Source organism: Prevotella nigrescens (genome assembly GCF_031191185.1).
Classification (GTDB): Bacteria; Bacteroidota; Bacteroidia; order Bacteroidales; family Bacteroidaceae; genus Prevotella; species Prevotella nigrescens.
The window spans coordinates 1,866,411-1,881,216 of record NZ_CP133465.1 but is presented as its reverse complement, the minus strand read 5'-3'; the positions used below and the strand labels follow the sequence as shown (position 1 = coordinate 1,881,216).

Below are 14,806 nucleotides of genomic sequence, written 5' to 3'. Positions count from 1 at the left end.
GTAAGAAAGTTATGAAAATAAGAAATATCATCATTTTAGGACTTGCAACACTGTCTTTGACGGGTTGCAAGAGCCTATATGGAACATACAAACGTCCTGAAGTGAAAACCGATGGTCTTGTACGCGACCCCATCAACGACCAAACAACGTTGGAGGGAGCAAACGATTTTGGGCAACTTCCTTGGCGCGATGTGTTCACCGACCCTAATTTGCAAGCTATTATAGAGAAGGCATTGACCAATAATCCCGACCTGCTCAATGCCGCACTCAACATTGATATAGCCGAACAGCAACTCGGTGCTGCCAAGTTGGCATTCCTCCCATCGTTAGCTCTTGCACCGCAAGGTACAATTACACACTTCGGTTCGCACGTCGAAGCCACCAAATCGTACACGTTGCCCATAGCTTCGAGCTGGGAAATAGACCTCTTCGGCAATCTCCGCAATGCGAAGAAAGCGGCTCAGATGGCTATGATTCAGATGCAAGACTACAAGGTTGCAGTGCAAACAAAACTTATCTGCAACGTTGCAAACCTATACTACACTTTGCTGATGCTCGACCGGCAGAACAAGATTGTTACCGATATGGCAGCCCTTACAAAGAACACGTGGGATATAATGCAACTCCAGATGGACTACGGCAGAGCACGTGCAACAAGCGTACAGAGTGCACAGTCGGCTTATTACGGCGTTCAAGCACGTGCCACCGACATAAAGAAACAGACACGCGAGGTTGAAAACTCGCTGAGTCTGCTTATGGGCGAGCCTGTGCATGGCATTGCACGAGGCACGTTAGACAACCAGAAACTGCCTTCAAACTTCTCTGGTGGCATAGGTGTTGAAATTCTAAGCAACCGTGCCGACGTACACGCAAACGAGATGGCGTTGGCTAAATGCTTCTATAATGTCAATCAAGCGCGTGCCCGCTTCTACCCTTCTCTAAGCATTACGGCTTCGGGCGGTTGGAGCAACGGCAACGGAATGGTAAACCCTGCGAAGTTGCTTTTCAATGCTATCGGCAAACTAACGCAGCCTATTTTCATGCAAGGAAAGCTTAGAGCAGGACTTCGTGTGGCTGAAGACCAATACAAGATAGCATACAACAAATGGCAAAACAGTGTTCTGACTGCTGGTTCGGAAGTAAGTAACGCATTGGTGGCATACAATGCTGCCGAAGAGAAAGACGTACTTTACACAAAGCAGATAGAAATATTGAAGAAGAATGTAGAGCAAACACAGATGCTGTACAACCAAAGTTCAAGTTCTTACCTTGAAGTTATTACTGCACAACAGAACCTGCTGAATGCAGAAATATCTCAGGTTCAAGACCAGTTCTCTAAGTTACAAGCCATCGTAAACCTTTACTATGCGCTTGGTGGTGGGTCAAAATAAGTTTTCTTAAAACACATTTATAAGTATGAGTAGTGAGATTAGTCCAAAAGCCGATGTTTCTCCGAAAGCGAAGATAGGCGACGGCTGCAAAATATTTCCATTCGTTTACATCGAAGACGATGTAGTAATTGGCGACAACTGTATCGTGTTTCCATTCGTCAGCATTCTGAATGGCAGCCGAATAGGCAACGGAAACAAGATACACCAATGCAGCGTTATTGGTGCATTGCCACAAGATTTCAACTTCGTTGGCGAAAAAAGCGAGTGTGTTATCGGCGACAACAACGTCATCAGAGAGAATGTTGTTATCAACCGTGCTACCCACCGTGGTTGCCAAACCGTCATCGGGTCGAACAACTTCCTTATGGAAGGCGTGCACATCAGCCACGACACCAAGGTGGGCAACCACTGCATATTCAGCTACGGCACCAAGATTGCAGGCGATTGCGAGGTTGCCGACCGTGCAATCTACTCGTCCGGCGTCATTCAGAAAGCCAGGACACGCGTAGGGACTGCCGCTTACATAACGGCAGGAACCACCTTTGCCCGCGACGTTCCACCGTACATCGTAGCTGGCGGCAGCCCTGTTGCCTACGACAGTGTGAACACGTCGGTTTGCCGCGAACTGGAAATCAGCGAAAAAGTGATTAAACACATAGCCAATGCCTACCGACTTGTGTTCCACGGACAGACTTCCGTGTTCGACGCCTGCATACAAATAGACGAGCAGGTGCCCAATTCGCCCGAAATCCGCAACATTGTCGAGTTCATTCGGAAAACTGAACACGGCATCATCTGCAAGATATAAACGTAAGAGATAAATTGAGTCATTGCCTGGCAAACTGCTTTTAACAAGCATTTGCCAGGCATTTTCGTTTTAACGAATATGGAAACAATTTTTTCATCAAAATAGGCGTAATGGACATTTGGTAGGCTGAAAACCTCTCGTATTTTAGTAATGGACATTTGGTAGGCTGGTAATTCCAGCCTACTTTTTTATATTCAGGAACCCATCTATGAACTTCTTTTTATTAACCTCCTTCATTCCATTATGATTACGCAGTGCCTTTTTAAGTTGTGAGTTGAATCCTTCCAATAGATTTGTTGTATTGGGTATCTCTAATTCAGGATATTCTTCATACGTATAGAGCCATTTAAGGTGTGTCTTTACCGAACGCCTTGCACTTCTCAGCCTTCTATGTGTATAGGTTGTCTTGCCTGAGATTAGTAGAGTTCGTTCATCAAGGAACTCTTTCCATTCGTCACACCATTTATCAAAGCCTGATGTGAATTCTTCTTTCCCAATAGAGAACATGCTTCTCATTAATGCCAGCAGCTCGATGCCTGCTGGCAAATGCGGATTGTTGGTAAGAAGCCTTCTGACTATCTGCAACTGGTGGAATTGACACATCTGCACAGGGCAGGATGTTACAGCTTGTAAAAGCCCGACATGTCCATCACACACCACTGCCTTTATCCGAGTTCCACCTGAGTTTAAAAAGACAAATTTAAAATACAGGTGGAATTGACACATCTGCACAGGGCAGGATGTTACAGCTTGTAAAAGCCCGACATGTCCATCACACACCACTGCCTTTATCCGAGTTCCACCCTCCTTAATGCATCTGAGTCCCTCAAGGTATTCCTTGTTGGTCTCGTTCCTGACAAACCTACGATGAAGTATCCTGCCTGATGCGGCATCTTGAAAGAGCATCACACCAAAGGTCTTGGGGAAGTAGGTCGTGTCCAGTATTATTGTTGCAGATTCAGGATAGATGGGAGTGAAGCTGTCTGCCACTGAACTTAGCCTACGGCGTATGGTTCTTTCTGAGCATTTGTGAAGAGTGGAAAGCTCAGAAATAGTTCGCTTCTCGGTCAGATAGTCACTCCATAAACACACATTGTCTATACGCTGATCACTTTGAAATTGCCTGCCACAATCCCTGCAAAAGTACATTTGGACATTACGCCGATGACCATTCTTTTTAACATTTGAACTGTTACAGAATATACAGTTTTTTTATTCATAAGCTTTCAAATGCTGCAAAGGTAATAAATAAAGGACATTTGAGAGGTTTCAGCCTACCAAATGTCCATTACGCCTCAAAATAACTACAAATGCCATATAATTTCATGCTCTCCAACTCGTCAATGTAGCATCAAATTTATTCAAAAGACTTCTGTTGGTACTTTCTGTATAAGGAAGGTGGTCTTGCTAAAACTAAAAGTTCCACCAATGTTTCTTTCGCTTTGGCTGTCCGTATTCAGGGTTTTGATGATTATAGTGCATGCTTTCCCACGTTTCGTTATATTTTATCATCTGATAAATAGTTCCCCAATCGGGTAAACCACCAACATTGCGGTCGTCGATAAACATGTCTGCCTTTAGTTTTCGTGAGAAATGGTTGTTCTTCGAACGTTCTTCTTCTGGATAATCTTTGTTTACTGCCCAAAAATCTACTCCGCGTCTATGACACCAGTCTACAGCCTCTTGTAAAAGTCCGTCTTCTCTAACACTCCAAAGAATTAATTGGTGTCCATCTTTTATTAATTCTTTTAAAGTATCTGTTGCAAATGGAATTTCGTTTCCTATTTTAGGATACATATGCTCCACTATAGTTCCATCAAAATCTACTGCTATTACCATAATTACATAAAGAAAAGAAGTGTGGCAAGGCATTTACATTGACACACTTCTTATTCATCACTTTTTATATTATCGTTTTATAGAATTATCGTTCTTATTTCCATATTTGCTGTTACGGTAGTTACCAAAACTGCCATAGTTTCCATATGCACCATGCTTTCCGTATTTTCCTGCACCATATCGTCCATATTTTCCGTAACGTCCATAACCATAATAGTAACCATATTTCTTTTTTGACATATCGACACCATTAAGCACGATATTCATCTTTGGAAGTTTCTTTTCTTCTGAAAGTTCGTTAATCATATCGAAAGACGATTTCAACGTATAATCGGCACGACATACATAAACAGTCGTATCTACAATTCTACCAATCTGCAAAGTGTCGGTAACAAGACCAACTGGCGCAGTATCTACAATTATATAATCATACTCTTGACGCAACAAATCGAATACCATATTTAAAGAGTGGCGTGCTATTAACTCTGTTGGGTTTGGAGGGATAGGTCCAGCCATCAACAAGTCTAAGTATTGATTTACACCCGATGGCACAATTTGTTCTTTTAACTTTTCTAACGTAGGTTCGTTCTTTATAAGCAAGTTTGTAATACCATGCTTGTGGTCGTTTATCTTAAACTGTTCTGCAAGACGCGGTCTTCGAATATCAAGTCCTACAAAGATAACCTTTTTGCCTAACAAAGCGAAACTTACTGCAAGGTTAGCTGCTGTAAATGTCTTGCCTTCACCTGAAGTAGATGATGTAAAGAGAATTACTTTTTGGTTCTCTTCCAATATAAATTGTATATTGGTACGCATTGCACGGAACACTTCTTCCATTTGGTTATTCTGATTTTCGTGCACCACAATGTCGGCTTTCCCTTTTGCTGCTTCGTTTGCAACGGGGACATCGGCAATAATTGGCAACTTAGTAAGCTGTACCACGTCGTTGTGTCCTTCAATCTTATATCTAAAGAACTGAATGAGGAACAGAACAAGAGATGGCAAAAGAAGTCCAACCAACAATGCTATCAAATATATCATTTCGGTATTTGGACTTACGATACCAGCAAATTGTGGATCGTCAATAAGTTTACCTTTGTCGACAGTTGCTGCAAGCGACATGCTATTTTCTTCTCGTTTTTGTAGCAACATAGAATACAAACTCGACATGACTTCATGTTCGCGCTCGATAGATTGTATCATTCGTTCTTGTACAGGTGCTTCAGCAACTTCCGTATTATATTTTTTAAATTGATCAACTACAGCATCGCGTTGGATTTCCAGATTGTTACGTGCAGTTTCAATAGCGCGTCGAATATTCTTGTTAAGCGTTCTTATTTGGTCGGTAAGAGGTTCTACTACTGGAGAACTTGCTGAAGCGCTACGAAGAAGACGATTTCTTTCTAATACCAATTCATTATATTTATTGATAAGGCTTGATGCTGTTGCATCGCTCAAACCAACATCAGATGGTATTACTTGTGAAAAATCTCTTGAAGAATTTTTAACTTCTGAAGCAATACTATTAAAGAGCTGGATTTGTGTCTCCATTTCAGTTAGTTTCTGTTCAGATGCAGTTTGATTTGAAAAACTACTTGCTGCATTTACTTGTTGTTCAACTACACCGTTTTGCTGTTTGTAGTTCTGCAGTTTACCTTCGGTAGCACTCAATTCTTGACCAATTTTACCAAGGCGCGAACTTATAAATCGTTCTGTACGAAGAGCGATAGTATTCTTGTCTTCGTTTGCTTGACGGTTATAAGCTACAACAAGTTGCTTTAAATAATCGATGCTTCGATTAGGAATTTCGTCTGTCATTTTGAGATAAGCAATGCTTGTCCCTTGCGAACTTTTCGAAATTTGAATATCGTTAACATATTGTCCGCAAGCATTTTTGGGCGATTGCAATGTAATATTTAATTCTTCGCCTTTTCTTAAAAGTCTACCTTGATTAGACGATATAGTAATCACGCCCGCACGGGTAACAATGGAATGTGGCAAAGAATAGAATTTTGTATTCAATGTAAATGGACCCTCGGCATCACGTTCATTTGTTGGAACGTAATATGTACCATCCAGAATGAAAGTATTACTATCGCGTTTAATCGAAAGTTCTATCGGTCTGTTTAAATTTTCTAAATGTTTACTATCGACATCAACATTTAGTGGTTGATTTCTATAGAGTGTTGTCGTCTTTAGTCTTCCTTTTGTTGTGTAGTTTACATAAAGTTTCAAATCGCGTACGGCATCTTGAGCGACAGACCTTGACCCCAGAATTTCTATCTCATTATCGATACCCTCCGAATTGGAGATAGTCCCAAGGTTTGATGAATATTTTATCCCCGATTTCTTATTATCTTCTTGGTCTTTAATAAGTAACTTCGCAACAGTTTGATAAGTAGGCGTAGTATAGCGCAAGTAAATAGCAGCCAAACCTACACAAATAATTACAGATAGTATGAACCAATACCAATTAAGAATGACGGTGCGATAAATTAATTGAAAATTTATAAACGAATTTTTATTTTCGTCTTGTCCATATTCTTTTTCGACGTTCTTATTTTCCTCTATCATAATAATACAATATTTCTATTGATTGTTACCATCAGCAAGACAAAGAAGATATTGACCATATTCATTCTTCTTCATTACCTCTGCACTTTCTCTAAGTTGTTGGTTGCTTATCCAACCTTTTTTATACGCAATTTCTTCAAGACAGGCAATTTTTAGACCTTGTCGTTTTTCAATACATTCAATAAAGGTGCTTGCTTCCGACAAACTATTATGTGTACCTGTATCTAACCATGCGAAACCACGCTGTAGCGTTTGAACCTTGAGTTCATTTTTTGCGAGATATTCTTGATTTACCGTTGTTATTTCGAGTTCTCCTCGTGCTGAAGGTTTTATGTTCTTTGCTATTTCTACAACACTATTAGGATAGAAATACAATCCGACAACAGCATAATTACTTTTTGGATGTTTGGGTTTTTCTTCAATACTAAGACAATTCCCTGCTTTGTCAAATTCTGCAACACCATAGCGTTCCGGGTCGTTCACAAAATAGCCAAAGACAGTTGCTTTTCCATCTTGTTCTGCTGTTATTACACTTTCTTTCAACATTCCTGTAAAGCCGGCACCGTAAAATATATTATCGCCTAAAACCAAACAAACGGAATCGCTTCCAATAAACTCTTCTCCAATGATGAAAGCTTGTGCTAATCCGTCTGGCGACGGTTGCTCTGCATATTCAAATTTTACTCCAAAATCATGTCCATCGCCTAAAAGACGCTTAAAACCTGGCAAATCGTATGGAGTTGATATTATCAATATTTCTTTTATGCCTGCAAGCATTAAGGCGGAAATAGGATAATAAATCATTGGTTTATCATAAATAGGTATCAACTGTTTGCTTATGCCTTTCGTAATTGGATAAAGGCGCGTACCTGACCCTCCTGCTAGAACAATACCTTTCATATTTATTTTTTAAGTGCTTATTATGTTGATGTTATGCCCAGTTAGAACAAGTAGGCAATACACTTTTCTCTATCTTCATATCTCGTAGAAACATTCCAATAATTACTTGCAAATAGTTATCACCATTCATTCTATTCCGAGTTATTTTATAATTTGTTCGCAAAGGTAATCAATTAAATTGATATTCAAGGCATCTACAATAAAAAATGTTATCATCTGTTTCTTTATTTATTATGGTATGTTCTATAAATTCCACGTAGAAGGTGCAATTAGTAGTAATTTATGCCTTTCCAGTTTTTATTATAAAATTTTTTTTTGTTATTATAAGTTTTTGGAGGCATACATTTCAATGACTTTTTTATTTTTTCAGATTTGCCTATACTTTAATTGTCAGCTAAAAAAACAAACTAATATGTCCCAATCTTATTTTATTTTCTTAACTTTGCAAGCGTAAAGAGCGAGAACTTAATTATTAATCAAATCATTTATAGACTAAAATGGGAATATTTTCGAAAATATTTAGAAGAAATAACGAAGACCAGGAGAAAGTTGGCGGTATGAACGACTATATGACTTTGGTACGTGTGTATTTTCAAGCTGTTCTTGCCTCCCGATTAGGTATTACAAGCCTGTCAATGTTGCCGGATCTTCGTAGTTATAAGCAAACTTTCCATGTTCCAACTGTCAATAACAAATTAGGAGTAGGGGAGAGGAATAGTGTAAAAAAGACAATGAAGAACTTGTATGGCACAAGCGATTTGTTTTTCGATGAAATTGATGCAAGTGTGAAGAAAAACTGTAGGAAGATACAAGATGCGCAAGGGTATCTATATCAATTTCAGGCTTATACACAAGATTTGATGATGCTTGTTGGTAATCTGATGAAATTTAAACTGCGTATGCCTGGTTTCTTTAAAAAGCTTATCTATACAATGACAGAGAAAACTATAAACGATATATATGGCAAAAATGATTATCGCGACCCTGGTGTCATAAAAACATTAATGTCTGTCCGTCAATTATCGCAACGCCTTGGTTTTTCACGCAAATGGGCAACAGAATTTGTATATCAAATCGTTCTATTAGCAAAAAAAGAGCCCAAACAAAACAAAAATGTTGCAACAAAAGCATAAGGGTTATTCAATAGGGAAAAGAAAATAATTGGGCAAAAAATTTTGTTAAATTAAATCTTTAACGTAATTTTGTAGCCAAAATGAAATAGAAGATGAATGCGAATGAAAAGGTCCTAAATACTTTTGCAACTCGTGTTAGACAAATGATACTTCAGTATGAAGAAGTAAAAAAAGAAAACACCGATTTGTGTGAGTTGGTGGATAAACGTGATAAAGAGATTGAAAAGCTCGAAGCACAACTAAAACAAGCACGAAACGACTATAATTCATTAAAAATGGCTAAGATGATAGAGATTTCTGATGGTGATATGGAAAACGCCCAGAAACGTATATCGAAACTTATCCGAGATGTAAACAAGTGCATCACACTCATTAGTGAGAAATAACCCAGAAAGAATGGCTGATGATAAATTGCATATCAGGTTACATGTATACGATACAGAACTGTCGGTGAATATTCCGCGTGAAGACGAAGAATATTATCGTGCAGCGTCAAAATTGATAACGGATACTGTAAATACCTATGCCACCTACTTCAAAGGTAAAAAGAGCGATAAAGACATATTATATATGGCTATGTTGGATATAACGCTTCATTACAAGAAAGAAGGTGCACGAAACGATACAGCACCATTTAAAGAAGTTCTTGGTAAACTCACTTCAGAGATAGAAGAAGCATTAAAAAAATAACCAAGATAAAAATAATATATAGAAATAATTTTAGATGAGTTTAATAACAATAATAATAGCCCTCGGCTGTCTCGCAGTAGGTTGCGTCATTGGTTATGCTACATTCCGTTACATGATTAATGCACAATACAAAGAATCTATGGCAAAGGCCGAAAGAGATACTGAGGTGTTGAAGGAGAAAAAACTACTCGAAGTTAAAGAAAAGTTTCTTAATAAGAAAAGTGAATTAGAAAAAGAAGTTCAGCAACGAAACCACAAATTCCAGCAGAATGAGAACCGTTTAAAACAAAAAGAAATTACGCTAAATCAACGGTTAGACGAAACAAATCGTCGCAAGCAGGAAATAGAACAACAACAACAGCGTATAGAAAATGAAAAGAAGTTATTGTTGGTAAAGGAACAAGAATTAGAAAAACAGAAAGAGTTAGAACGTGCAAAACTCGAAGAACTTTCTGGATTGAGTGCGGAAGAAGCAAAAAGCCGACTTGTTGAAAGTTTGAAAGATCAGGCAAAACTCGATGCTGCATCATATATCAATGAAATCGTTGACGAGGCTAAGCTGAATGCTAATCAACAAGCTAAGAAAATTGTTATTCAGACTATTCAACGTGTTGCAACAGAAACCGCAATAGAAAATTCTGTTAGTGTTTTCCACATTGAAAGCGATGAAGTAAAGGGTAGGATTATTGGTCGCGAAGGTAGAAACATTCGTGCACTTGAAGCAGCCACAGGTGTAGAAATAGTTGTAGACGATACACCCGAAGCAATTGTTATTTCTGGTTTCGACCCAGTTCGTCGTGAAATTTGTCGTTTGGCTCTTCATCAATTAGTCTCTGATGGACGTATTCACCCGGCACGTATAGAGGAAATTGTTGCTAAAGTGAAAAAACAATTAGACAACGAGATAATTGAGACCGGAAAACGCACGGCAATCGATTTAGGTATCCACGGTTTGCACCCAGAACTTATTCGTATTATAGGAAAAATGAAATACCGCTCATCATACGGACAAAATCTTTTGCAACATGCAAGAGAAACTGCAAATCTTTGTGGTATTATGGCAAGCGAACTTGGGTTAAATCCTAAGAAAGCAAAGCGTGCAGGACTGTTGCACGATATAGGAAAAGTACCTGACGAAGAAACAGAACTTCCACACGCATTATACGGTGCTCGTATTGCGGAGAAATATAAAGAGAAACCAGAAATTTGTAATGCTATAGCTGCACACCACGACGAAGCAGAAATGACCAGTCTTATTGCACCTATTGTACAAGTTTGTGATGCAATTTCTGGTGCTCGTCCAGGTGCTCGTCGCGAAATAGTAGAAGCTTATATAAAACGTTTGAACGACTTAGAGGCAATTGCTATGAGCTATCCAGGCGTAACAAAAACTTATGCTATACAAGCTGGTAGAGAACTACGTGTTATTGTTGGTGCCGATAAGATGGACGATGCACAAAGCGAACAACTAAGTACAGAGATTGCTGAAAAAATTCAGAACGAAATGACTTATCCTGGACAAGTTAAAATTACGGTTATTCGCGAGACACGTAGTGTTTCTTATGCAAAGTAAAAACGATAGATAAAACGCTCTATAATAGAACTAATAAAGAAAGGTGGACCTTTGTAAGAAGAGTCCACCTTTTATTATATATACACTACAAAACTGTGCAATTTAGATGCTGAGACTTAGTGTATTTATTTCATCAACTTCAGACGTAGACTGTTCAGAACAACGCTGACACTTGAGAAAGCCATTAAAGCACTTGCCCAAGATGGAGTTATTTGCCAGTCTATGCCAAATAAGTATAATACGCCAGCTGCGAGCGGAATACAAACAATGTTATATATAAACGCCCAAAACAGATTTTCCCAAATCATACGTACAGTGCGACGACTTAATTGTAATGCCTCTGGTAAGGTACGAAGATCGTCGCCCATAAGTGTAATCTGCGCAACGTCCATTGCAACATCTGTTCCTTTTCCTATAGCAATGCTAACATCTGCCAAAGCCAATGCTTGCGTATCGTTTATACCATCGCCAACCATTGCAACATGTTTTCCTTCTGCTTGTAAACGTCTAACTAAGCTCTCTTTGTCTTGTGGCAGAACTTTGCTTTGATAATGTTTTATTCCAGCCTTTTCTGCCCAATACTTAGCGGCTTCTTCCTTGTCTCCACTCATCATATAGACTTCCACACCGTTTTTTTGCAATGTCTCCATTGCTTCGCGTGCATTTGGTTTTAGAGTTTCGCGTTCTTCTAAAGCCAAATTATCCGATTTTGTAAAGTCTATATTTTTGTTTGGTATAGTTAGTGTACCCGTTTTATCGGTTACGAGCGCATTAATCTTGCGCAAGTTTTCTAATGCCGAAGCATCTTTTATCAGTATTTGTTCTTCGGCAGCCTTGCCTATACCTACCATTAGTGCTGTTGGTGTAGCCAATCCCATTGCACATGGACAAGCAATTACCAACACTGCAATTGCCGATAAGATGGCTTGTGGCAAATAAGTATTACCTCCAATAATCCACCAAGCTAAGAAAGTAACGAGAGCTATTGTCGATACAACAGGAACGAACACCAATGCTGCTTTATCTACGATGCGTTGAACAGGAGCTTTAGAACCTTGTGCTTCTTGAACCATACGTATAATTTGTGCTAACATGGTGTCTTTCCCAATTTGGCGAGCACGCATTCTTAATTTTCCTTGATTTGGAATAGTGCCTGCCAAAACTCTATCGCCTTTCTCCTTCTTTGCAGGATTAGGCTCGCCCGTAATCATACTTTCGTCAATGTAAGCTGCATCTGGTGTCATAAAGCTTTCTGCCCAAACCACTTCTCCGTCTACAGGAACTTTCTCTCCGGTACGGACTTCCAGCAAATCGCCTACTTCAATTGTAGATATTGGCACTTCTTCTACCTTGTCGCCATCTACAATATGTGCTGTCTTAGGTGTCATTCCCATCATCTCTCTAATAGACGATGCTGTTCCGTCTTTGGCTTTTTCTTCCAAAAGTTTACCTGTAAGCACAAAGGTGATAATCATAACCGATGCATCGTAATAAGTATGCCACACAATTCCTCTACTGCTCCACACGGCTTCTCCCCAGAATGTATTGAAAACGCTGAACAAGAAAGCTATTAAAGTAGACAAGGCAACAAGCGTATCCATATTTGCCAAACCATTTTTTAGCTGTTTCCATGCCGAAACATAGAACTGTTTGCCACAATACAACATATTGCCCAGCGCAACAAGCAAAGCCACCTGATTGCTGGTATTGTTATTTCCAAGATTAATCCAATGCATTGATATTGCCATAACGCCAATGGCAAATATCCACGACAGAATAGCTTTACGCTTTAAAAGTGTGTAAGCTCGTTTTTCTATTTCAACTGCCGATCTTCCTTCTTCAATAACAAGGTCGTAACCAATTGCGTTGATAGCTGCTTTCATGTCTGTCAGCGAAACTTCGTCTGGATTGAAGTCTACTAATGCTGAACGCGATGGTAACGACACTGAAGCTGATGTTATTCCGTTTAAGCTGTTTAGTTTCTTTTCTATATTGGCAGAACATGCCGAACATGCCATACCAATTACTGGAATGGTCTTTTTCATTTTTCTTTCTCCTTGTAGTCTTATAAAATCAGTTCAAAGCGACCTATTGCATCTACTGCCGCTTTTATTTTGTCGGGACTTACCAAATTGCTGTCGTACGAAACTTTTACTGTTTTGTTTGCTAAGTCTACTTCTGCAGTTTCTACACCTGCTATTTCTTTTATTGCGTTTTCTACACTTGCCTTGCAATGTTCGCAACGCATACCATTTACTGTGAATAATCTATTTTCCATAATCTATTTGTTTTTTTGTTGATTAAACTCTATTTGTTCTTTCTTAAATTCTCTGAAAGTATAAATCATTATCGGGATTGTTGCCAACAACGAGAAGGTATCGCTCACTGCCTGACACATCTCCACGCCTAAAAGTCCGAAGAATTGCGGAAGTATAAATATTAAAGGAATGAAGAAAAGTCCCTGCCGTGCTGCTGCCAGGAAGTTAGCTCGCCACGGCTTCCTGCAAGTTTGAGCAAGCATATTGCTTGCCACTATCACGGCACCAAAGGGATAAGTGCACAATTGCCAGCGCAGAGCAACAACGCCTATGCTTATAACTTTGGCATCGTTGCGGAACAATTCGATGAGCGACCCACTGAAAATCCAGCCTATAATGGTGCAAGCGAGCAAGAAGAGCGTGCCCGTTTTCACGGTAAACATATAGCCTTCTCTCAATCTGTCGTAAAGTTTTGCACCGTAGCAGAAACCACATAATGGTTGAAACCCTTGCCCCAACCCAATAACTGTTGCAAGCACAAGCATAGATATACGTGTAACTATGCTCATTGCAGCAATAGCTTCGTCGCCGTAATGGGCTGCTGCAATGTTTAACGACATTGTTGCCAAGCACGCCAATCCCTGACGCGACAGCGATGGACTACCTCCCAAGAAGATTTCTTTAAGTGCATTCCACGACGGAGCGAAGTTCTTAAGATATATTCCGATGTTCTCTCCCTGCCGAGCCATATAGAAAAGAATGATAAAAGAAACTGCCTGTCCAGTCACGGTTGCAATGGCTGCACCCGTTATTCCCATATCGAAGGTGAAAATAAGAAGTGGGTCGAGCGCAACATTCAATACCGCACCCACCACAATGCCATACATTGCATAAGTGGCATTGCCTTGCAAACGCATCTGGTTGTTCAGCGTGAGCGATGATGTTAAGAATGGAGCACCAAGCAACACAACACCTAAATATTTCTCGGTATAGGGCAGAATGGTTGGTGTGCTTCCCAATAAAACCGATAGAGGCTTAAGATTAAGCAGCCCCACAATCATAATTACTATACCAAATGCGAACGAAAAGAAGAAGCCATTCGATGCCATACGTACGGCATTATCGTGGCGTTTTGCACCCAATTCGCGTGAAATGTAGTTTCCCGAACCGTGTCCGAAGAAGAAACCGAACGACTGTATGAAGAACATCACCGAAAACACAATGCCCACGGCTGCCGTGGTCTGCGTGTTTATCTGTCCCACAAAGTAAGTGTCGGCAATGTTGTACAAGCTGGTTACCAACATCGAAATTATGGTAGGAACCGCCATTGTTATCACAACCTTATGAATTGGTTCCGCTGTCAGGAACGTATAGTTATCTTTACCTTTATGCATACGATTGCAAAAATACAAAAAATGAAGCGATAAACTGCAATATAATATTCTAATTATAACTAAATGACAGAATAGTTGATATGTGCTATGTTAATCGCTCCAATTATGGTTTGCATAGCGTGTTTTTATATCAAGCTGAATTATATCATCTGTGAATACCATCGCGGACACTTATCTAATGGTAGAAAGCTTATGAGTTTTTTATTAATAGCTTATAAGCTTTTTGTAGATAGCTTATAAGCTTTT

General features: G+C 39.5%; 13 protein-coding genes and 1 pseudogene. 6 read left to right on the top strand and 8 right to left on the bottom strand.

Going from position 1 to position 14,806, the window contains the following annotated elements; all coding sequences use genetic code 11:
• Nucleotides 1–11: 11 nt before the first annotated feature.
• A complete protein-coding gene (locus RDV52_RS10250) occupies nt 12–1,391 on the top strand; it encodes an efflux transporter outer membrane subunit (protein WP_004365643.1) in 1,380 nt (459 codons plus the stop codon).
• Between the two features lie 25 nt (nt 1,392–1,416).
• A complete protein-coding gene (gene lpxA, locus RDV52_RS10245; protein WP_004365644.1) occupies nt 1,417–2,199 on the top strand; it encodes an acyl-ACP--UDP-N-acetylglucosamine O-acyltransferase in 783 nt (260 codons plus the stop codon).
• A gap of 180 nt (nt 2,200–2,379) precedes the next feature.
• Here lpxA and RDV52_RS10240 read toward each other — a convergent pair whose 3' ends face one another.
• The 5 genes and pseudogenes from RDV52_RS10240 to rfbA form a co-directional block, all read right to left on the bottom strand.
• Nucleotides 2,380–3,348, bottom strand: a complete 969-nt coding sequence (locus RDV52_RS10240; protein ID WP_223381191.1) for an IS256 family transposase, variant Zn-binding type — start codon at nt 3,346–3,348, stop codon at nt 2,380–2,382.
• A gap of 6 nt (nt 3,349–3,354) precedes the next feature.
• A pseudogene (locus tag RDV52_RS11300) lies at nt 3,355–3,402 on the bottom strand (hypothetical protein); the annotation flags it as partial.
• A gap of 210 nt (nt 3,403–3,612) precedes the next feature.
• Nucleotides 3,613–4,038 carry a BT0820 family HAD-type phosphatase gene (locus tag RDV52_RS10235; protein ID WP_004365645.1) on the bottom strand — a complete coding sequence of 142 codons (426 nt, stop codon included), beginning with the start codon at nt 4,036–4,038 and terminating at the stop codon, nt 3,613–3,615.
• A 69-nt stretch (nt 4,039–4,107) separates the two neighbouring features.
• Nucleotides 4,108–6,612, bottom strand: coding sequence for a GumC family protein (locus tag RDV52_RS10230; protein WP_004365646.1), 2,505 nt, complete (start codon nt 6,610–6,612; stop codon nt 4,108–4,110).
• A 15-nt stretch (nt 6,613–6,627) separates the two neighbouring features.
• Nucleotides 6,628–7,512 carry a glucose-1-phosphate thymidylyltransferase RfbA gene (gene rfbA, locus RDV52_RS10225; protein WP_004363289.1) on the bottom strand — a complete coding sequence of 295 codons (885 nt, stop codon included), beginning with the start codon at nt 7,510–7,512 and terminating at the stop codon, nt 6,628–6,630.
• A 497-nt stretch (nt 7,513–8,009) separates the two neighbouring features.
• Between rfbA and RDV52_RS10220 the strand changes: the two genes are divergently transcribed.
• From RDV52_RS10220 to rny, 4 genes are all read left to right on the top strand, one after another.
• A complete protein-coding gene (locus tag RDV52_RS10220) occupies nt 8,010–8,645 on the top strand; it encodes a hypothetical protein (RefSeq protein ID WP_004365647.1) in 636 nt (211 codons plus the stop codon).
• Nucleotides 8,646–8,737: 92 nt separating this feature from the next.
• On the top strand, nt 8,738–9,031 hold the full coding sequence (locus tag RDV52_RS10215; RefSeq protein ID WP_004365648.1) for a hypothetical protein: 294 nt from the start codon (nt 8,738–8,740) through the stop codon (nt 9,029–9,031).
• 10 nt (nt 9,032–9,041) lie between these two features.
• Nucleotides 9,042–9,335 carry a cell division protein ZapA gene (locus tag RDV52_RS10210; protein WP_004363293.1) on the top strand — a complete coding sequence of 98 codons (294 nt, stop codon included), beginning with the start codon at nt 9,042–9,044 and terminating at the stop codon, nt 9,333–9,335.
• A gap of 34 nt (nt 9,336–9,369) precedes the next feature.
• Complete coding sequence (rny, locus tag RDV52_RS10205; RefSeq protein WP_004363296.1) at nt 9,370–10,908, top strand: ribonuclease Y; 1,539 nt, start codon at nt 9,370–9,372, stop codon at nt 10,906–10,908.
• 125 nt (nt 10,909–11,033) lie between these two features.
• On the opposite strand, the gene RDV52_RS10200 is transcribed toward rny, so the two are convergent.
• The 3 genes from RDV52_RS10200 to RDV52_RS10190 are packed head-to-tail and all read right to left on the bottom strand — an operon-like array spanning nt 11,034 to nt 14,560.
• Nucleotides 11,034–12,953, bottom strand: a complete 1,920-nt coding sequence (locus RDV52_RS10200) for a heavy metal translocating P-type ATPase (protein WP_004365649.1) — start codon at nt 12,951–12,953, stop codon at nt 11,034–11,036.
• Between the two features lie 20 nt (nt 12,954–12,973).
• On the bottom strand, nt 12,974–13,186 hold the full coding sequence (locus RDV52_RS10195) for a heavy-metal-associated domain-containing protein (protein WP_004365650.1): 213 nt from the start codon (nt 13,184–13,186) through the stop codon (nt 12,974–12,976).
• Nucleotides 13,187–13,189: 3 nt separating this feature from the next.
• The gene (locus RDV52_RS10190) at nt 13,190–14,560 is read right to left on the bottom strand and encodes an MATE family efflux transporter (RefSeq protein WP_004365651.1); all 1,371 of its coding nucleotides are present in this window, start codon (nt 14,558–14,560) and stop codon (nt 13,190–13,192) included.
• Nucleotides 14,561–14,806 lie beyond the last annotated feature (246 nt).

Bases quoted from the DNA above. Each gene is read 5' to 3' on its own strand.
- RDV52_RS10250 (WP_004365643.1), top strand. From the start codon at position 12: ATGAAAATAAGAAATATCATCATTTTAGGACTTGCAACACTGTCTTTG.
- lpxA (WP_004365644.1), top strand. From the start codon at position 1,417: ATGAGTAGTGAGATTAGTCCAAAAGCCGATGTTTCTCCGAAAGCGAAG.
- RDV52_RS10240 (WP_223381191.1), bottom strand. From the start codon at position 3,348: ATGTACTTTTGCAGGGATTGTGGCAGGCAATTTCAAAGTGATCAGCGT.
- RDV52_RS10235 (WP_004365645.1), bottom strand. From the start codon at position 4,038: ATGGTAATAGCAGTAGATTTTGATGGAACTATAGTGGAGCATATGTAT.
- RDV52_RS10230 (WP_004365646.1), bottom strand. From the start codon at position 6,612: ATGATAGAGGAAAATAAGAACGTCGAAAAAGAATATGGACAAGACGAA.
- rfbA (WP_004363289.1), bottom strand. From the start codon at position 7,512: ATGAAAGGTATTGTTCTAGCAGGAGGGTCAGGTACGCGCCTTTATCCA.
- RDV52_RS10220 (WP_004365647.1), top strand. From the start codon at position 8,010: ATGGGAATATTTTCGAAAATATTTAGAAGAAATAACGAAGACCAGGAG.
- RDV52_RS10215 (WP_004365648.1), top strand. From the start codon at position 8,738: ATGAATGCGAATGAAAAGGTCCTAAATACTTTTGCAACTCGTGTTAGA.
- RDV52_RS10210 (WP_004363293.1), top strand. From the start codon at position 9,042: ATGGCTGATGATAAATTGCATATCAGGTTACATGTATACGATACAGAA.
- rny (WP_004363296.1), top strand. From the start codon at position 9,370: ATGAGTTTAATAACAATAATAATAGCCCTCGGCTGTCTCGCAGTAGGT.
- RDV52_RS10200 (WP_004365649.1), bottom strand. From the start codon at position 12,953: ATGAAAAAGACCATTCCAGTAATTGGTATGGCATGTTCGGCATGTTCT.
- RDV52_RS10195 (WP_004365650.1), bottom strand. From the start codon at position 13,186: ATGGAAAATAGATTATTCACAGTAAATGGTATGCGTTGCGAACATTGC.
- RDV52_RS10190 (WP_004365651.1), bottom strand. From the start codon at position 14,560: ATGCATAAAGGTAAAGATAACTATACGTTCCTGACAGCGGAACCAATT.